Here is an 18749-nt window from a genome sequence, read left to right as displayed (position 1 = left end):
TAAATGTGAATTGTAAAATCTTTATGGTTAATCAATACTTAAAAACATATAAAATAATCGAAAATCTCAATATTATTTGTATCAAAGATAAAATGATATTTGCTGGCGTGTTACCTAAAGTTTTATCCGTGTTTTATCATTATCTAAGCATAATAATAATATAATGCCCTCCCTAAATTTGCTAGATAATAGCTTAAAAAAAGCACAAACATAGCGCGCAAAACTATATTTGCAGCAAGCACAAAAAAGCCCACAAACACTCATATCAACAACCACAAAGGCAAAAAACATACAAGGCAAAATCATATTTAAGGAGAGCAAAATGAGTAAGATTAAGCCATCATTTTCAAAAGCACAAATCCCAAAAAAAATCCCAAAACTTCCACCAAAAGATTTGGTAAATGATTGCCCTAATGACTTGGATAACAAACGCTTCAAAAAACCCGCTACAAACCCCGCAAAAAACTTCCTAAACACCGCACAAAAACACCAAAAACAACATACAAATTCTACGCACAAACCGCTTAATGCGACTAAAGCAAATGAATTAGATTTTGGCACGACTAATTTTATTGCGCAAAATCCTAATGTGCGACATTTTAGCGAGCTAGATTCTCCGCTAGATTCTAAATATGTCGGGCTATATGAGCCAGCTTTTGAACACGATGCGTGCGGGATTGGCGCGGTGGCAAATATCCGTGGTATCAAATCCCACAAAGTCATCACAAACGCGCTTCAAATCCTGCTTCAACTAGAGCATAGAGGCGGGACAAGTGCTGATGATACTTCAGGTGATGGGGCGGGGATTTTGCTCCAACTTCCACACGAGTTTTTTTTATCACAAAATCTTAGCTTTTCTTTGCCAAATGAGGGAGATTATGCCGTAGCGCAAGTGTTTTTGTCGCCAAATGTCGAAGCAAAAGAGGATGGCAAAGCCCTTATATCCCAAACCTTGCAAGAAAAAGGTTTAGAAGTGCTAGGATTTCGCTTTGTGCCTGTAAATCCTAGTGCCATAGGGCAAGTCGCAAAAGATGCGATGCCCTATTTTCTCCAAGTCTTTGTAGCGCGTCCAAAAGATATTGCCAAAGGGATAGATTTTGAGCGAAAACTCTACATAGCAAGGCGAGCGATAGAAAAAAGAGCTTATGCAAAAAATCTAGCTAGATTTTATATTTGCTCGTTTTCCTCACGCACGATTGTGTATAAAGGAATGCTAATCTCTACCCAACTAAGCGATTTTTATTTGGATTTAAAAGATGTCAATATGAAATCTGCCATTGCACTTGTGCATTCGCGCTTCAGCACCAATACTTTTCCTAGCTGGGAGAGAGCGCACCCAAATCGCTATATGGTGCATAATGGCGAGATAAATACCATAAAGGGAAATGTGGATTCTATGCGTGCGCGTGAGGGGCTGTGCAAGAGTGATTATTTTGATGATTTAAGCGAGATTTTCCCTATCATTGCTAAGCCATCAAGTGATTCTGCGATGTTTGATAATACGCTAGAATTTTTAAGCCTAAATGGACGCAGTTTAGAAGAAGCATTTATGATGATGATACCTGAGCCGTGGAGTAAAAACCACAATATGGACCCGCGCAAAAGGGCGTTTTATGAGTATCACTCCACGCTTATGGAGCCGTGGGATGGACCTGCTTCGATTATCTTTACTGATGGGATTATTATGGGGGCAAGCCTTGATAGAAATGGCTTTCGCCCATCGCGCTACTATCTCACAAAAGATGATTTTTTGATTCTCGCTAGCGAGACAGGGACGCTAAATATCGATGAAGGCAATATAAAAGCAAAAAAACGGCTAGAGCCCGGCAAACTGCTCCTAGTGGATACTGCGCGAGGTAGGCTAGTCTCTGATGCCGAGCTAAAAGATCAATACGCAAATGCTAAGCCCTACACCAAATGGCTAGAAAATCTAATCAAAATCGAAAAACTAGAATCTAGCGATTACAAACACGAGTTTATGTCAAATGACAAAGTGTTGTTGCTTCAAAGTGCGTTTGGCTGGAGCTATGAGGAGGTAAAAACTAGCATTCTCCCAATGGCAGCGCAGGGCAAAGAAAGCCTAGCGGCTATGGGGATTGACACGCCTTTAGCGGTGCTAGATTCTACCCCGCAAAATCTATTTAAATACTTTAAACAACTCTTTGCCCAAGTAACAAACCCGCCACTAGATGCTATAAGGGAGGAAATCGTAACAAGTCAGAGAATCTATCTAGGGCGTGAGGGGAATCTACTAAAGCCAAATGAGACAAATTGCAAGCGCGTAAAGCTAACCTCGCCTATCATTACTAATGAAGAGCTACATAAAATCCAACATTTAAAAGGCTTTAGCGTCCAAACCCTATCCATCGTCTTTGACTACACAAAGCAAAGTCTAGAGAGCGCGCTAGATTCTCTATGTGAAAATGCGCTAGAGGCGATTCAAAAAGGGGCTTCTATTTTGATTTTAAGTGATAAAGGGATTAGCAAAAATCTATGTGCGATTCCCTCACTTCTAGCCGTTTCAGGTTTGCATAATTTTTTGGTGCGCAAAAACCGCAGAACGCACGCAAGCCTAGTGATACAATCTGGCGAGCCAAGAGAGATTCATCATCTAGCGTGTTTGCTAGGATTTGGAGCGACTGCGATAAATCCGTATTTGATTTATGAATGCCTATATCAGCTAATTAAGCAAAAAGAACTAGAAATTCCATACAATAAAGCATTGGCAAACTACATAAAAGCCGCCTCCAAAGGTATCGTAAAAATCGCCTCCAAAATGGGAATATCCACGATGCAAAGCTACAATGGAGCGCAAATCTTTGAGTGCGTAGGGATAGGCTCTGCTGTGATTGAGCGGTATTTCACCTCTACGGCGAGCAAGATCGAGGGGATCGGGCTAGAGGATATTGAGGCGGATTATTTAGCTGTGCATAAAGCTGCCTTTGATGCGCCTAAAATCAATGCTTTGCAATCAAAAGGTGGGCATAAATGGCGAGCGGGCTATCATAACTCTAATGCTGCAAATTACGCAAATAGCGACACTTCAAACGCGCATATTTGCGACAAAGAGGAGCATTTGCTAGACCCTATGGCGATTTTTCGTTTGCAAGAAGCGTGTAGGCGTGGGAGCTATGAGTTATTCAAAGAATACACAAGCATTATTGATTCTAAGCTAGTAAATCTACGAGACGCGCTAGAGCTAGATTTTAGCGAGGCAATAAGCCTAGATGAAGTAGAGGGCATAGATTCTATCATCAAACGATTTAAAACAGGGGCTATGAGCTATGGCTCTATCTCAAAAGAAGCGCACGAATGCCTAGCAATCGCTATGAATAGGCTAGGGGCTAGAAGCAATAGCGGAGAGGGTGGAGAAAATGCTGAACGATACAAAAAAGAGCCAAACGGAGACTTAAAATCTAGCGCGATAAAGCAGGTGGCTAGCGGGCGATTTGGCGTAAATATCGAATACCTAACCAACGCAAAAGAAATCCAAATCAAAGTCGCGCAAGGCGCAAAACCGGGCGAGGGAGGACAACTCCCGGGATTTAAAGTCTATCCGTGGATTGCTAGGGCTAGACATTCTACGCCCGGGGTTGCGCTAATCTCGCCTCCACCACACCACGATATTTATTCTATCGAGGATTTAGCCCAACTAATTTATGACTTAAAAAACGCAAATCCTAGCGCAAATATCTCTGTCAAACTCGTAGCAGAATCTGGCATAGGCACAGTGGCTGCAGGGGTAGCAAAAGCAGGGGCAAATATTATCCTAGTCTCTGGCTATGACGGAGGCACAGGTGCAAGTCCTAAAACCTCTATCGCAAATGCTGGTATGCCTTGGGAGCTAGGGCTAGCAGAGACTCATCAGACGCTGATTCTAAATGGCTTAAGAGAGCGCGTGAGATTAGAAACAGATGGCAAGCTATTAAGCGGGAGGGATTTAGCTATCGCTACGCTTTTAGGAGCGGAAGAATACGGCTTTGCCACCGCCCCGCTTATCGTAATGGGCTGCACGATGATGAGGGTATGTCATCTAAATACTTGCCCTTTTGGGATTGCTACGCAGGATAAATTATTGCGTGAGCGATTTGCTGGCAGGGTAGAAGATGTGATGAATTTTATGCGATTTATCGCAGAGGAGTTGCGCGAATATATGGCTAGACTAGGATTTCGCACGATAGATGAGATGGTAGGGCGAGTAGATAAACTCCGCCAAAAAACGCTACAAGGCAAGGCAGGCAAAATCAACTTAGATAGAATGATAAAAAACCTCCCCACTTATAATCAAACCGCGACTTATTGCAAGGATTTCAAAGACAATAAGCTAGAAAAAACGCTAGATTCTACGATTTTGTTGCCTTTGTGCAAAAAAGCTCTCCAAGAGGGCAGAAAAACCAATCTAGCCCTTGAAGTCTCAAACCTCTCACGCACATTTGGTGCTATGCTATCTTTTGAAATCACCAAAATCTATGGCGCAAAAGGGCTAAAAGAAGACACTATCCACATAAAAGCCATAGGAAGTGCGGGCAATAGCTTTGGTGCATTTTGCAACTACGGCGTAAAGCTAGAAATCATAGGCGATGCAAACGACTATCTAGGCAAAGGACTAAGCGGGGGTAAAATCATCGCCCGCATAAGTGAAGAATCCTCCCTAAGCCCTGAAGAAAACATCATCGTAGGCAATGCCTGTCTATATGGCGCAACTGCTGGGGAAGTGTATTTAGATGGGATTGCGGGGGAGAGATTTTGCGTGCGAAACTCTGGGGTAAGCGCGGTGGTGCTAGGTATGGGGGTGCACGGGTGTGAATATATGACAGGTGGGAGAGTGCTATCTCTAGGCGATGTGGGCGAAAACTTTGCCGCTGGAATGAGTGGTGGCTATGCTTTTGTGCTAGGACAGCACAATATCCCGCGTGTAAATACCGAGCTAGTCGATATAAAAGAGCTAAGCAAGGACGATGAGCGCGAGATAAAGTCTATGCTAGAATCTCATATCGCCTACACGGGTTCAAAAAAGGCAAAAGAAGTGCTTGAGCGATTTAATAAAAACGACTTTTTTAAGATTTTGCCACGAGATTATGCAGTGGCTATGTGCGCGCTAGAAGAGAGCAAAAATGAGCCAAACCCCGAGCTAGCTGCGTTTGAAAAAATCACAAAAATGGCAAAAAAATAAACCTAGCCACAAAATAAAGCAAGTATAAAGGAGTAAAAATGGGTAACCCACGCGGATTTATAGATTTTAGCAAGCAAAAACCACAGGCACAAAGCCCAAAAGAGAGAATCAAACATTATGGAGAATTTTACACGCCATTGCCAAAAAAAGAGCAAGAGAGGCAAGCGGGGCGGTGTATGGATTGTGGTGTGGCGTTTTGCCACACAGGGATAAAAGCCCCCGCACAAAAGCCATATAGTGAAGTGGCAAGGCAAAATCTACCGACTTGCACTTCGCAGTCTTGGCGACTAAATGGTGGTGAGATAGGCTGTCCATTGCATAATCTTATCCCTGAATGGAATGACTTAGTGTATAAAAGCCATTGGGAGCAGGCGTATTTTAGGCTTAGCCTTACAAATCCATTCCCAGAATGGACAGGGAGGGTATGCCCTGCGCCTTGCGAAGATTCGTGCGTGTGTGCGATAAATGGCGAATCTGTGGCGATAAAAAATACCGAGCTAAATATCATTGAAAATGCGTTTGAAAATGGGCTTGTAAAGCCATTTTCCCCAAAAATAAAAAGTGGCAAAAAAGTCGCTATCATCGGCTCAGGTCCCGCAGGATTAGCCTGTGCAAATAGCCTAAATGAGCTAGGGCATAGTGTGGTGGTGTATGAGCGGAGCGACAAAGTGGGGGGATTACTAGCCTATGGAATCCCCGATATGAAGCTAGATAAATCTATCGTGCAAAGACGCGTAGAGATTATGCAAAAAAGCGGGATTGATTTTCGTGTAAATGAGCATATCAACACAAAGGCAAAAGCAGATAAGATTTTAGCTCAATATGACGCCGTAGTGCTTGCCACAGGGGCTAGCAAGCCTATTGATTTGGATATAGAGGGGCGAAATAGTGAGGGGGTAATGTTTGCTATGGATTTTTTACGCGATAATACAAAAAAGCTAGCGCAGGCTTCTAAGATAGCTAGCAAAACTACTAACAATGTAGAATCTAAAATCCAAAATCAAAAAGGTGGCGAGCTAGCAAAAAATAAACGCGTGCTTATCATTGGCAGTGGCGATACAAGCGTGGATTGCGTGGCAGTGGCATTGCGTCAAGGTGCTAGCTCTATTGTGCGTTTTGAGCGAAGTCCTAAACGCCCACAAATGCGAGCAAAATCAAATCCTTGGCCTCTAAAAAAACAAACTTTTTACACAGACTATGGGCTAGAAGAGGCGATGGAGCATTTTGGCAACGATGTGCGCGAATACCAAAAACTTACCAAAAAGTTTATCACTAAAAATGGCAAAGTAAGTGGCGCAATCGCGATGGATTTGGAATGGAAACAAGAGGGCGAAAATCTCGTGCGCACAGAGATAAAGGGAAGTGAGAAGGAATACAAAGCGGATTTGGTGCTACTTGCTATGGGATTTAGCGGGAGTGAAGAGTATCTAAAAAGCGCGTTTGGAGTGGAGTTTGATAGTCATAATAATATCGCCACAAGCATAAAAAGCAATGATTTTAGTGATGAGGGATTAAAACAGGGGGTTAGTGAATTTTTAACAAGCAGGGAAAAAGTATTTGCCTGTGGGGATTCTCGCATAGGGCAAAGTCTAGTCGTGTGGGCTATCGCAGATGGTTTGTTATGTGCTAAAGCTGTGCATAGCGCGCTTGCAAACTACGCGACAACCCCCCGCACAAACAAATAAAAAAATCAAACACGCATAAATATTTAGATTTTAGCAAAATCTAAATATTTGGGTTTTTTATTTTTTTGTTGCAAGATTTGCCTTTTGATAAGTGATAACAATCTATTGTCATATTGGCAATTTTTATCATACTACGCTAAAAAACAATACCCAAAAGTTTGACAAACAAAGATTTTGCAAAAACATAATGTGGATACTTTGATACCATTTCAAAGTGGTGCTAGTGGCGCAAAATGCTAGAATCTTTTGGATACTTAGCTTGCGCTAAGTATGATAGATTTTATATTTGCTTACAAAAATGAGCACATTTGCGCCAAATACAATATCACGCATTCATTACGAGTTACTATTATTTTTAAGCATTTTTAGAAAAATCAATTAAATCCTGTGTGGTTTTTATCCGTCTTGGTAGATACATAAGCGATATTTCAAATACCCTTAGTGCCGTTAGCGCATCGGCGTAAGCGCGATGTGAAGTAGGCGTATTTATGCCTAAAAATTCATTTAGATAGCTTAGAGAATACCGCTTAGCTAGGATTGTCCTGCGTGCCAAATCTATAGTGCATAGCTTTGGATTTAATAATTTACATAGTCCAGCTTCTTCCATAGCCACGCTTACAAACCCATAGTCAAACCCGACATTATGCGCTACAAATACGCTTTGTGCCAAAAATGCCCTAAAATCACTCAAAACTTCGCGCTCTTTTCGTGCATTTTCTAGCATTTTTGGCGTGATTTGCGTGATTTCTATGATTGTTTCTGGGACAAAATACGCGTGGATTAGTTCGCTAAACTTCCCTAAAATCTTGCCATTTTTCCATTTGATTGCGCCGATTTCGATGATTTGGTGCTCTTCTGGTTTGCTCCCTGTGGTTTCAATATCCACAAAGCAAAATTCCTGCTCCCTCCATTCTAGCTCATTATGCGCTAGAAAATACGCATTACCACGCGATTCTAATGGCAAACCCTGTGCGCGAAGTAGCTCGATTTGCAAATATGCTTCTTCTAGGCTATCTATGGGATATTTATGATTTTGTAAAATCTTGTATAACTCTTCATAAGAAATATTGCGCTCATAAAGCGTTGATTCTAGCTCTTTTGCGATACTCAAATGCCGTCCTTTGTCGTTACTTGTCGTTATTGCTTATTATTTATTTAACGAGGATTTTTTAGCAAATCTATCGCCTCTGCGTAGTTGCTCGCACCAAATACAAAACTCCCCGCCACCACTATATCTACGCCTGCTTGTTGCAATGTAAGCGCGTTTTTGTCATTTACCCCGCCATCGACTTCGATTAGACATTTTGGATTTTTAGATTCTATCATTTCGCGCAGATTTTGCACCTTGCTAAGCACGCTAGGGATAAATTCCTGCCCACCAAATCCCGGATTTACACTCATAAGTAGCACCATATCAATATCTGGCAAAATATACTCTAAGCCTTTTTCGCTTGTGTGTGGATTTAGCACGATTGCGGGGCGCACTCCGTTTTTTCGTATATGTGAGATTAGTCGGTGGAGATGCTTTACCTCCTCAATATGCACAGAGATAAATTCTGGCTTTAGTGGCAAAAAACTATCTACAAAAAAATCCACATTTTCTACCATTAGATGCACATCTAGCGATTTTGTAGCCACTTTTGCTACTTGCTTTATCACAGGTGCTCCAAATGTGAGATTTGGCACAAAATGCCCATCCATAATATCAATATGGACAAAATCCGCTCCCGCCTTGCAAATAGATTCTACTTCCTCTCCTAGTCGCAAAAAATCGCTAGATAAAATACTTGGGGCAACTAGCATTTTACTTGGCTTTTTGTGGGATTTGTCGCAGAGGTGTGATAGATTGCAAGCGTAGTCGCAAAATCAATTTGGGGGAAATATTTGAGTAGAGAGCGCATTTTGTGCCTTTTTTGTGTTTGTTGTGAGTTGAGGTTTATGGATTTTGATAGATTTGCCACATTTGCCATAAGTAGATTTTGTCATAAATTTCAAAAATTAAATGCTATCATAAGTGTATTAAGAATATAATTAAGCCTTTATAAAAAATCCACAAAAAATATCAAAATCTACAAAATCTACCATAAAAACTCTCTAAAAAACGCAAGTAGCATAAATTAAGGAGCGCAAATGTCAAAAGAACTAAAAAATGATTTTATCTCTATCAAAAACTGCATACAAAAATGCGCTATATCTATCCATAAAACATTGCAAAATCAAAACAATCAAAATGCAGAATATCTAAATAGCACAAATTCTAGCGGGGATACGCAGCTAGCAGTCGATGTGGCGTGTGATAAATTGATAGAAAAAAATCTTTTGGAGCTAGAATGCGTAGGTGGCGTTTGCTCTGAAGAGAAACAAGAAGCGGTGTATAAAAACAATGCCTCAAACAAGATTTTAGTCGCGTATGACCCGCTAGATGGTTCAAGCCTTTTTGACTCAAACCTTAGCGTGGGCAGCATATTTGGAATCTATGAAACAGAGTTTGCCTCTCATAAAATCATAAGTGCGTGCTATGTGGTGTATGGACCGCGCTTAGAGCTAGTGTGGGCAGATGATACAAGCGATAAAGTAAAGCATTTTTTGTATGATTTTGACAATGAAAAATGGCTAGAAAAACCTGCCTTAAAACTAGGGGAAAAAGGCAAGCTAAATGCGCCCGGAGGGACACAAAAGTATTGGAGTGCTAGGCATAAAGAGCTAGTAGATTCTCTTTTTGCGCAAGGATATAGATTGCGATATTCAGGGGGAATGGTGCCAGATTTGCACCAGATTTTAATCAAAGGTGGCGGACTCTTTAGCTACCCAGCCACACAAGATGCAAAAAAAGGCAAGCTACGCAAACTTTTTGAAGTTTTTCCATTTGCTTTTATCTATGAAAAAGCAGGCGGGGAAGCAATCGATGGAAAAACTCGCCTACTTAGCCTAGAGTGTGAAAATCTACACGATACTACGCAGTGTTTTTTGGGTAGCAAGACTGAAATCGCCTCTGTAAAAGAAGCATATAAAGATGGCAAATAACATACAACAACGGATAAAAAAAGCGATTTTGTGTAAAGATATTTATTGCAAAAACCACTTAATAAACAAAAAAAGGAGCAAAAAATGAGTGAAATCAAACCCAACACCAATATGCCAAGCACAGAAGATACATTTGATAAACAGCTAGATAATGAGCTAGATAAGCTAAAATCCTGCCAACAAAATAATGCGCTAAATTCCTGCTTTGATTGTGAAAAAATGCTAGAGTGTGATACGCGAAAATCTTATGTAAGTGCCGTGTATAAAAGTATGAACAAAGGTAAATTAAGCGATTTTGATTTTTAGATTTACCCACTTACAAAGCGTGGCAAAATCTCAACAATACAAAAAAAATACTAGACAAAACCCCAAAAAACTATAAACAAAAGGGCGTAAAAATGAAGTTTTTAGAAGATTTTTTAGAAGCAAAAGACATACAAAAAGCAAAGATTTTTGAGTCTTTGCGCACGCAAAAACAAGAAGCACTTATCTTGCGCTATATGACAAAAGCCCTGCTAGAAGGCGTGCTTGAAATAGCCGTGCTTGAATTGGTGCAAAACTGCTTTAAAGAGCAAAATAAAGACGAAGCGATACAAAATAGCCAAAATCCAAAATCTACCCAAATAAAAATCCAAAATCTATCACAAAACACCAAACTATCTAAAATCCAAAAATACACCCAAATAAATCCTAATGACACACCACCACAAAATCTAAAATCTACGCAATCTATCATCATCGCTTATTTACCTATGGTAAAGGCTTTGATAGATTCTGGCTGGGTTGTGCTTAGCGAAATGTCGCGCTTTAAGCAGCCAAATATCAAAGATATGGCATTGCTAGAGCTACTAAGCTGTGAGGTAAGCCTATCAAATGCGTTTTTGCGCGTGCTTGAGAGAGGGCATAGCGAAGTGCAAATCCCTGATGAAACGCCATATAACGACCATTTAGAATATGTCAAAGACCAATTTTTGCGCATACATTTAGCAAGCAAATTTACCCCGCAAAATGAAGCAAAAAATACCGCCATCAAATCCCAAATAAACGCCCTAGAAAATCGCATAAAAGAGCGATTGCTAATCACTACAAAAGAGATTTACGCGCACAAAATCATCAAAGATTATGCCCTAAATCCAAAAGAAGAAATGATATTTTTTGCCCTGCTAAAAGAGGAATACTACGGAGGCGATGGCTACTACCGAGATATGAATAATTTGATTGATTTAATCAGCGAAAATGAATATGACAAAATGAAAAACCGCGCCCTGCTAGATGAAAAATCGACTTTGGTGGAAAAAGGCTTGCTAGATTTTGGCGAAATGCTAAATCCATTTGGTGGAATCGTGCGGACATTTTATATCCCTGAAGAGATTTTGCATAAAGTTATCCGCGAGCCATACAAGAAAAAAAGCAAAAAAATCGCCCTAGCCTCCGTGCTAGAAGGACAAGAGATATTTGAGCTAGTCCAGCCCAAACAAAGCCTAGATGACATAGTCTTGCCAGAATCCACAAGGGCGATGATGGATTCTATATTAAAGCAAGTAGATGCAAGTGTGGTGGCTAGACTAAAGCAGTGGGGGATAAAAGACAAGCATAAAGGCGTGGAGGCAAAAATCCTCTTCTTTGGAGAAGCAGGCACGGGCAAGACGCTAAGCGCACTTGCCATAGCAAAGGCGTTAAAAAAGCAAGTCATTAGCTTTGATTGCTCCAAAATCCTATCAATGTATGTGGGGGAGAGCGAAAAAAATGTGCGCAAAATCTTTGATAGCTACAATGAAATCAGCAAAAAAATCAAAAACGAACCCGTGCTACTGCTAGATGAAGCAGACCAATTTTTAAGCACACGCATAACTTCTAGCTCAGGGGCTGAAAAAATGCACAACCAAATGCAAAATATATTTTTGGAGCAAATCGAGCGATTTGGCGGGGTACTAGTGGCTACGACAAACTTAGTAGATAGCATAGATACCGCATTTTCTAGGAGGTTTGATTATAAAATCGAGTTTAAGCGACCAAATGAGGCGCAACGAAAAAAACTATGGGAAAAATACCTCCCCAAAAACGCAAAATATGAAAATGAAATCACCCAAACCACCCTAGCAAAAGAGCTATCTAGCTACAATCTAAGCGGAGCGCAAATCTCCCTAGTGATAAAAAATACCGCCTACAAAGTCGCCACAAGAAGCAACCCTATCTTTAAAAAAGAAGACTTTATCGAAGCCATCAAACGCGAAATCAGCGGGAATTTTGACGGAAGCAAAAGCGTGGGATTTATATAATTTTCATTAAATATTTTGACTTTTGTAAAAGCCTTTAAGAAAAGCCCCTTAAGTATGGCAAAACGCATTTTTTTTTATAATTAAGATTGGCTCAATCCAACTTAATCCCACACAAATGATCTTTAAGTTATGATTCACACGATAAAAAACAAGTATATCACCACATAATAAAAACCTTTGCAAGAATTTCAGAGGCTAAGAGAATCAAAAACAAGATAGATTTAAAAAAAGATTCTTAAATATGTTTCTACTTCGCTTACGCTTGTAGCTTTTGCAAGAAGTCTTGATATTGAGGCTGTTAAAATTGCAAAATTAAGCAACATTTCTCGTCAAAGTGTCAATAAAATCATCAATCAAATCCGCATTTTAATCGCAAAAGAATGTGAGAAAACTTCTAAAATGCAAGGTGAAATTGAAGTTGATGAAAGCAACCTTTTAATATAGATTTTGGGTGTTAAAAGAGTGAGAGGCAAAAGAGGGCGAGTAGCAGATAAGAAAACACCTGTGTTTTTGCTTTATTTTGCTTACAACTGCAAGCAGAAGGTATGCTAAAACGAAATAATTGTGTTTATACCCAAATTGTAAAACATTGCTTGGCAGATGAGCTTTTGCCTATAATACAGAATTTAAGCAATATGCGTGAGACAGAATTTTATAGTGCAAAATTGTATGATGATTGGAGGGCTTATGATGGGCTAGTAGATTTTTTGCTTCGCTTACGCTTACAACTGCAAGCAGTGGTGCAAAAGCACATTATCGAGTCAAACATAGCAAAAATGAGTTTGCGTTAGGTAGAAATCATATAAATGGAATCGAAAACTTTTTTACTTCATTTCACTTGCAACTACAAGCAAAAGTGGCTATGCAAAACATAGATTTGCTAAATTTATGGGAATCAAAAAAGAGAATTTCTTGCTTCACTTAAAAGAAACAGAATTTAGATACAATACTCAAATTAGACAGCAAGATTTGTATAAAATCTTGGCACAAAAATGATAAGAAAAAAACCGCTTAAGTTGTCTTGAGCCAAATTTATAAAAAACCTATTAGAGCTGGTTATTCAATTAATTTTTCTACATTGTGTCAAAAATTCGCTAAAAAATGTACGATTTTGACGCAGATTTTACCCAAATCGCCCTGCAATATAATCCCTTGTCTTTTTCTCTTTTGCTTCATCGCTAAAAATCACTTTAGTTTTGTTAAATTCCACCACTTCGCCTAGCCAAAAAAACGCCGTTTTATCGCTGATTCGCATTGCTTGCTGCATATTGTGCGTAACGATGATGATGGTGTATTTGGTGCGCAAATCTTGCAAAAAATTATGCACAAAAATTATGCGCCACTTCGCAGACAAAAATCATCTCTTTATGGTTACTAAACTCTGTCTTACCCGTGCTAAATGCTTTGAAATCAAATTCGTATTTGTGGGTTGTGCCCTGCGACTCTAAAATCTGTGTGATTTGCTCCTCGTTCATTCGCGTGTTGCTTCTTGGATTTGCCGAAATGGTGTTATTATAAGTTACAAACAAGATTTTGGCGCATTTGGCAAGATTTGCCACTAAATCGCTAAACGCCTCTTTTGCTTTGCTTTGACAATACACACTTACATTTTCAGGCGTTGGCTTTTTTGCTACGCCATAGAGTTTTGGCTTGCCATTTTTGCTCAGCGTTTCAAGCAGATGATAAAATCTCGCATACTGCCTAGAATTGTAAGGCGGGTCGATAAAGGCTATGTCAATTTGGCGGTTTTTTTATCTTTTCGCCTCTTTTCGCACGATTTTTTTCGCTCTGCTTTGCGCATTCTTTTGGATTTCAGCGTGTTCGTTTTTGATTTCAAGAGGCCAGTCTTTGCCTTGCTCTTGCACATTCCAATCAGGGAATTTTCCGCTCTCACGCGCCAAATAATCCTCCACGCAACATTCCTCAATCAGCTTATACGAAATATACGCATTTTTGACATTTTTTAGTCCAAAAAGTCCTTTAATCTCTTTTTCAAAATTCTTTTGATAAATCATATAAAATTCGATTTTCGCCCCACTTAAAATCGTATGATAGAGAAAATACCACACGCCAAAACTACGAATACTTGGGCGTCCTTTTACGCCCCCGTCTCTATAAATTTCTAGCGTATTTTTGATTCCGCCCACCGCTTGACTTCCACCGATTTTCTTTATCACCCCATCAACCACGATGAGATACACCCGTGCGACATTTTGAGTTAAAATGCTTTGTGGCAAGGCGTTGCCGTTTTCATCTTTAAGATTTTTTAGGTAGTTAAAATTTAGCTTCGTGCTACCTGCCACAAACTCCACATCAGCGATTTTAAACGCCGTTTTGACTTCGCTAATTTTCATTATTTACGCCTTACTCTTTGATAATCAACAGCTCGTGGCTTTGTTTGATATTATCCGTGTCGCCTCGCTCGATGCGGTTTTTACCGATGCGCGTTTCGCCCTGTCCCATTGTATATTGCCACTTTGGCTCTAAAATCTTAAAGTCCTTATACGCTTCACGCACCCATTCGCAGTCATTGTAGCTTAAAATAAATTTGCCCTTGTGCGCGTGTAAGCACTCTGCCAAAAGCTCGTGTTTAAAGCCGTTGTGATGAATGGGGAAATTTCGCATAGGGTAGATTCCCTTAAACATTTTAGAATCGCCTGTGAGAAAATACGGCGGGTCGCAGTAGAAAAAGTCATTTGGGTAGAGCTCAAATATGCGCTCAAAACTCGCACACTCAACGCTAAGATTTCGCACTTTTTTGTTGCGCCCAAAATCGCGCAATTTATTAAGCATATTTGTGTAGCGCGTTTTGTCCTCATAGATTTTGCTCATCCACCCCAAAAAGCCCGGTCCATAGCTTAGATTAAAGTTAAAATAATAATCCCGCGCTAAGTTAAGCGAATCTAACTTCGCCTCATTTTTATAATGCGCTTTTAACTCGGCTTTAATCGTTTCATAAGTCTCTTTATTTGGCTCTAGATTCGCGAGATTTTCACATAGCGCGTCTGAATCTGAGAGCAAAACCTGCCAAAAATTTACCAAAATATCAAAAATATCAAATGCTTTTACCTCCAAATCTAGCCCCAAAGCACTCGCCACCTCCACGCTCCCACCGCCGATAAATGGACTAACTACGCGCTTTATATCATTTGGGACATGTTCTATTATTAGCCCAACGGCTAGACTTTTGCCGCCGCCATAACGCAAAGGGCTTTTGGTGTAGCGTTTGTATGTGAGGTTTTTGCCTTTGAGTGAATGCAAAAATCGCGTTTTTCGCTCCGCTAGATTCTCGCCTAAATCCACGCTAGAATCCACCTCAAAAAGCGCAGGTTGCGTGTAATTTAGGGCTAAATTTGACATAGTCATTATTTTCCTTAAAACAAAAATTTTGTAATTATACAAAATCTAACTTAACGATATAAATCAGCTGCGTTTCAAAATTATAAAGCAGATTTTTTACACGCAAACTTGTATTGCCAAAATAATCGTATCTCATTTCTACGCCCTAAAATTTGTAACCAGCACTTCGATAGATTTCTCGCGTTTGGTTTGATAATTGCAATTTTGGTAAGAAAAATCCAAAAAATGCGTTGTGAATTTTGGATTTGCTTTAAGCCAATTTTTAAGCATTATGTGTTCTTTACCTTTGTGAAAAAGCACATTTGAAAACGCAAATTTAACGCGTTTTGAATCTAAAAGGCGCATAAATTCATACAAATCTTTTTCGTCCGTTTCGCTCCACGCGCCATTTTCATTATATCCCGCGTTGCCAAGCAAGTAGGGCGGGTCGATATACACAAGGCTTTGTGTGTCTAAAATGTGCGTGTCAAAGGCGCGAAAATCTTTGTTTGTTAAGCGGATATTTTTGCCCTGCATTGCGTTTATAAAACCTTTTAGCTTTTCTTGCATTTTTGCGTTAAAGTCCCTTTTGCCACAGGGCAGGTTAAACTCGCCTTTTGCGTTAAAGCGGATTTGGTTATTAAAGGCAAAAATGATTAGCACAAAAAGTTTAAGCGCGGATTTGTCGGCATTATAGGCGTTTTTAAGTCGTGTAAACCCCGCTTTGTTGTAGCTTGATAGTCCTTTAGCACTATCGCATTTATAATGCGCGTAGCCAAATTTCGCCGAATCTGAAAGCCTAAAATCTTTAATAATATCCGCGATTTTTTGCAAAAGCGACTCCGCACTTTCGCGTTTAAATAACGCCAAAATCTCCATAAGTTCGCTTTGTTTGTCATTTAAGATAATGTGCTTTGCGCTCACATTCACGCCCACACTTGCGCCACCGCAACATAAATCCACCATTACGCTAATGTCTTTTGGAAAAATGGGCAAAATCTGTGGGAGTAGCCGAAATTTTGCACCTGTGTAGTTTAGCGGACTTTGGGTAAAACGCGAGGTTTGATGTTTTGTCTCTGTGGGTATCGCGTTAAAATCCAAAACTTTGTTAGAATCTAAAATTGCATTATTAAGCGCGACACTTTGATAATATGTCGTATTTGATTGGCTTAAAGCATTTGTGGCATTTAGCATTTTGGTGTCCCTTTGATTTTACTTCGCACATAGCGTTCATTGCGCATTTTACATAGCGCGAATGTGGCGCGAAAATCTCATAAAATAATTGATTAAAAATAACCTTGCAATTATAGGCAAAAATCTTTAATTTTGCTTGATTCGCTTGAAAAGTAAGATTTGCCCCAAGATTATCACAAGATTCGTCAAAGATTTGCCAAAGATTCGCCATTGTGGTAGCCAAAGCCACACAAAAGCGACAAAATTTTCGCGCTAACAAAGTGCAAGGCAAAGTCTTGCAACGACAATCCCAAAAATCAACCAAATCGCCCTGCAATATAATCCCTTGTCTTTTTCTCTTTTGCTTCATCGCTAAAAATCACTTTAGTTTTGTTAAATTCCACCACTTCGCCTAGCCAAAAAAACGCCGTTTTATCGCTGATTCGCATTGCTTGTTGCATATTGTGCGTAACGATGATGATAGTGTATTTGGTGCGTAAATCTTTGATAAGCTCTTCGATTTTTAGCGTAGAGATGGGGTCAAGTGCGCTAGTTGGCTCGTCCATCAAAATCACTTCGGGGTTGATTGCTAGGGCGCGAGCGATACAAAGTCTCTGCTGTTGCCCTCCGCTTAGAGACAAAGCAGAATCTTGCAACCTATCTTTGAGTTCATCAAAGAGCGCGACATTTTTTAGGCATTTTTCTACGATTTCATTAAGTTTATTTTGTCCTTTTAGGTTAATTTAGCAATCTAATTAAACACTTTTGTTGATTATTTTATATAGGATTTATGCTACATTAGATACAATTTTCAACCAAGCGATTTATATTAAGTCGATATTTAGCAAAAAACTAGAGGGTTTTATGGGAGCAGGGCAAACAATAAGAATTAATACCAAGCGATTGCAGTATCTTTTGGATTTGTTTGGTATGGACGAATCACGCCTAAAATCTATCATAGAATCAGAATTAAAAAAACCTCTTGACCTGTCAAAACCTATAAATAAGGGAACATTAGCCGAAATAGATACAATTTTTAATCGTGGTTTGGATTTTTACACAAATCCAAATCCTATAAACAAAGCAAATTCAAGCATTTTATTTAGAAAAGAAAATATTAGTGATGATTTAGACATAGGCGATGTGCAGCTTATCACAAAATGCGAAGAGCAAATGCACTATATTAGCGGACTAGCTAAAATTAGTGATTTTGCTTTTACGCAAAGAACATTACCAAACTTTTCTTTGCAAGTTTCGCCACAAGAAGTAGCTAAAAAAATGCAGATTTTGCTCCCCACAAAACAAAATTTAAGCGATAAACAATTTCTTGAATCTTTTATAAAAAATCTTGCAGAGCATAATATTTTAGTCCTAGAAAATATAGAAACCCACAACAAAAAATACAAAAGCAATTTATGTGGATTTTTTATTAAACCAAATATCATAGCCTTAAAAAATCAAGGCAGAAAAAGAGAAATTTTTACTCTAGCACACGAGCTAGGGCATTATTTGCTTGAAAATGAAAATATCGATAAAGATATTTTTATACAAAATCCGCAAAACGAGGAAAAATGGTGTAATCAATTTGCATTTTACTTGCTAATTGGCGAAAAATTAAGCACATTAGAATCGTTGCAAAAAGATGAAATAAACATTGAAAATAAAATAATTAAAAATATATCAGCCCAAAAACATATCAGCAGACTTGCACTTTTTTACCAACATTTAAGTATAAAAAACATAACTTGGCAGGATTATTCTTTGCTCAAAGAGGAATTAGAACAAAAATATAGGGAGAAAAAACAAGCACAAAGCACCAATAACGATAACAATAAAAAAGGTGGTTTTGCCTCTCAACCACCCATAATCTCGCCTTTACAAAAAGATATTTTTGTCAATGCCTTTTTGGAGGGCGTAGTAGATGAATACACACTGCGAACGCGCTTTAAAAATTACATAAAAAATGACAATTTAGAGAGTTTTATATATGGCTAAATATCTTTTTGATACTTGCTCACTCATTGCGCTTGTAAGGTATTATTTGCCTTTTGATATAAATGGGAGGTTAAAAGATTT

13 protein-coding genes and 4 pseudogenes are annotated in these 18749 nt (G+C 39.2%); 7 read left to right on the top strand and 10 right to left on the bottom strand.

From position 1 onward, the window contains the following. Window positions 1–322: 322 nt before the first annotated feature. Window positions 323–5173: a glutamate synthase large subunit gene (gltB, locus tag ACWIX0_RS10360; protein ID WP_454173927.1), complete on the top strand. Its 4851-nt coding sequence runs from the start codon at window positions 323–325 to the stop codon at window positions 5171–5173. A gap of 38 nt (window positions 5174–5211) precedes the next feature. Beyond that, window positions 5212–6858 (top strand): glutamate synthase subunit beta, encoded by a 1647-nt coding sequence (locus ACWIX0_RS10355; RefSeq protein WP_454173926.1) that lies wholly within the window; start codon window positions 5212–5214, stop codon window positions 6856–6858. 355 nt (window positions 6859–7213) lie between these two features. On the opposite strand, the gene ACWIX0_RS10350 is transcribed toward ACWIX0_RS10355, so the two are convergent. Next, window positions 7214–7969: a 3'-5' exonuclease gene (locus tag ACWIX0_RS10350; protein ID WP_454173925.1), complete on the bottom strand. Its 756-nt coding sequence runs from the start codon at window positions 7967–7969 to the stop codon at window positions 7214–7216. 44 nt (window positions 7970–8013) lie between these two features. Then, on the bottom strand, window positions 8014–8661 hold the full coding sequence (gene rpe, locus ACWIX0_RS10345) for a ribulose-phosphate 3-epimerase (RefSeq protein WP_454173924.1): 648 nt from the start codon (window positions 8659–8661) through the stop codon (window positions 8014–8016). Between the two features lie 327 nt (window positions 8662–8988). Here rpe and ACWIX0_RS10340 point away from each other — a divergent pair, with 327 nt between their 5' ends. The 4 genes and pseudogenes from ACWIX0_RS10340 to ACWIX0_RS10325 all read left to right on the top strand — a co-directional run. Beyond that, window positions 8989–9882 carry a class 1 fructose-bisphosphatase gene (locus ACWIX0_RS10340; RefSeq protein ID WP_454173923.1) on the top strand — a complete coding sequence of 298 codons (894 nt, stop codon included), beginning with the start codon at window positions 8989–8991 and terminating at the stop codon, window positions 9880–9882. An 84-nt stretch (window positions 9883–9966) separates the two neighbouring features. Then, the gene (locus ACWIX0_RS10335) at window positions 9967–10188 is read left to right on the top strand and encodes a hypothetical protein (protein ID WP_454173922.1); all 222 of its coding nucleotides are present in this window, start codon (window positions 9967–9969) and stop codon (window positions 10186–10188) included. Window positions 10189–10280: 92 nt separating this feature from the next. Continuing rightward, entirely contained in the window at window positions 10281–12161 is a 1881-nt protein-coding gene (locus ACWIX0_RS10330) for an ATP-binding protein (protein WP_454173921.1), read from the top strand. 285 nt (window positions 12162–12446) lie between these two features. Continuing rightward, window positions 12447–13186, top strand: a pseudogene (locus ACWIX0_RS10325) (hypothetical protein); the annotation flags it as partial. A gap of 98 nt (window positions 13187–13284) precedes the next feature. On the opposite strand, the pseudogene pstB reads toward ACWIX0_RS10325, so the two are convergent. From pstB to ACWIX0_RS10285, 8 genes and pseudogenes are all read right to left on the bottom strand, one after another. Continuing rightward, window positions 13285–13461 (bottom strand): annotated as a pseudogene (gene pstB, locus ACWIX0_RS10320) (phosphate ABC transporter ATP-binding protein); the annotation flags it as partial. Window positions 13462–13480: 19 nt separating this feature from the next. Continuing rightward, complete coding sequence (locus tag ACWIX0_RS10315; protein ID WP_454173920.1) at window positions 13481–13762, bottom strand: hypothetical protein; 282 nt, start codon at window positions 13760–13762, stop codon at window positions 13481–13483. A gap of 72 nt (window positions 13763–13834) precedes the next feature. Then, window positions 13835–13885 (bottom strand): annotated as a pseudogene (locus tag ACWIX0_RS10310) (hypothetical protein); the annotation flags it as partial. Window positions 13886–13912: 27 nt separating this feature from the next. Beyond that, window positions 13913–14515 (bottom strand): type II restriction endonuclease, encoded by a 603-nt coding sequence (locus ACWIX0_RS10305; RefSeq protein WP_454173919.1) that lies wholly within the window; start codon window positions 14513–14515, stop codon window positions 13913–13915. Window positions 14516–14525: 10 nt separating this feature from the next. After that, window positions 14526–15521 carry a DNA adenine methylase gene (locus ACWIX0_RS10300; protein WP_454173928.1) on the bottom strand — a complete coding sequence of 332 codons (996 nt, stop codon included), beginning with the start codon at window positions 15519–15521 and terminating at the stop codon, window positions 14526–14528. 138 nt (window positions 15522–15659) lie between these two features. Continuing rightward, complete coding sequence (locus tag ACWIX0_RS10295) at window positions 15660–16694, bottom strand: Dam family site-specific DNA-(adenine-N6)-methyltransferase (protein ID WP_454173918.1); 1035 nt, start codon at window positions 16692–16694, stop codon at window positions 15660–15662. Continuing rightward, the gene (locus ACWIX0_RS10290; RefSeq protein ID WP_454173917.1) at window positions 16630–17010 is read right to left on the bottom strand and encodes a hypothetical protein; all 381 of its coding nucleotides are present in this window, start codon (window positions 17008–17010) and stop codon (window positions 16630–16632) included. Before ACWIX0_RS10290 ends, ACWIX0_RS10295 begins: the two co-directional genes overlap by 65 nt. Further along, window positions 16991–17410 (bottom strand): annotated as a pseudogene (locus ACWIX0_RS10285) (phosphate ABC transporter ATP-binding protein); the annotation flags it as partial. The gene ACWIX0_RS10290 and the pseudogene ACWIX0_RS10285, both read right to left, overlap by 20 nt. Window positions 17411–17441: 31 nt before the next feature. On the opposite strand from ACWIX0_RS10285, the gene ACWIX0_RS10280 reads away from it, so the two are divergent. Beyond that, window positions 17442–18668, top strand: a complete 1227-nt coding sequence (locus tag ACWIX0_RS10280; RefSeq protein WP_454173916.1) for an ImmA/IrrE family metallo-endopeptidase — start codon at window positions 17442–17444, stop codon at window positions 18666–18668. The last annotated feature ends 81 nt before the right edge of the window (window positions 18669–18749 follow it).

This window comes from Helicobacter sp. T3_23-1059 (assembly GCF_053654515.1).
Note: the sequence above shows the minus strand (reverse complement) of the source record. Positions and strands in the feature narration are given on the sequence as shown.

Excerpts from the sequence above, each read along its gene's own strand:
- gltB (WP_454173927.1), top strand. The coding sequence starts at position 323 with ATGAGTAAGATTAAGCCATCATTTTCAAAAGCACAAATCCCAAAAAAA.
- ACWIX0_RS10355 (WP_454173926.1), top strand. The coding sequence starts at position 5,212 with ATGGGTAACCCACGCGGATTTATAGATTTTAGCAAGCAAAAACCACAG.
- rpe (WP_454173924.1), bottom strand. The coding sequence starts at position 8,661 with ATGCTAGTTGCCCCAAGTATTTTATCTAGCGATTTTTTGCGACTAGGA.
- ACWIX0_RS10340 (WP_454173923.1), top strand. The coding sequence starts at position 8,989 with ATGTCAAAAGAACTAAAAAATGATTTTATCTCTATCAAAAACTGCATA.
- ACWIX0_RS10335 (WP_454173922.1), top strand. The coding sequence starts at position 9,967 with ATGAGTGAAATCAAACCCAACACCAATATGCCAAGCACAGAAGATACA.
- ACWIX0_RS10330 (WP_454173921.1), top strand. The coding sequence starts at position 10,281 with ATGAAGTTTTTAGAAGATTTTTTAGAAGCAAAAGACATACAAAAAGCA.
- ACWIX0_RS10305 (WP_454173919.1), bottom strand. The coding sequence starts at position 14,515 with ATGAAAATTAGCGAAGTCAAAACGGCGTTTAAAATCGCTGATGTGGAG.
- ACWIX0_RS10300 (WP_454173928.1), bottom strand. The coding sequence starts at position 15,521 with ATGTCAAATTTAGCCCTAAATTACACGCAACCTGCGCTTTTTGAGGTG.
- ACWIX0_RS10295 (WP_454173918.1), bottom strand. The coding sequence starts at position 16,694 with ATGCTAAATGCCACAAATGCTTTAAGCCAATCAAATACGACATATTAT.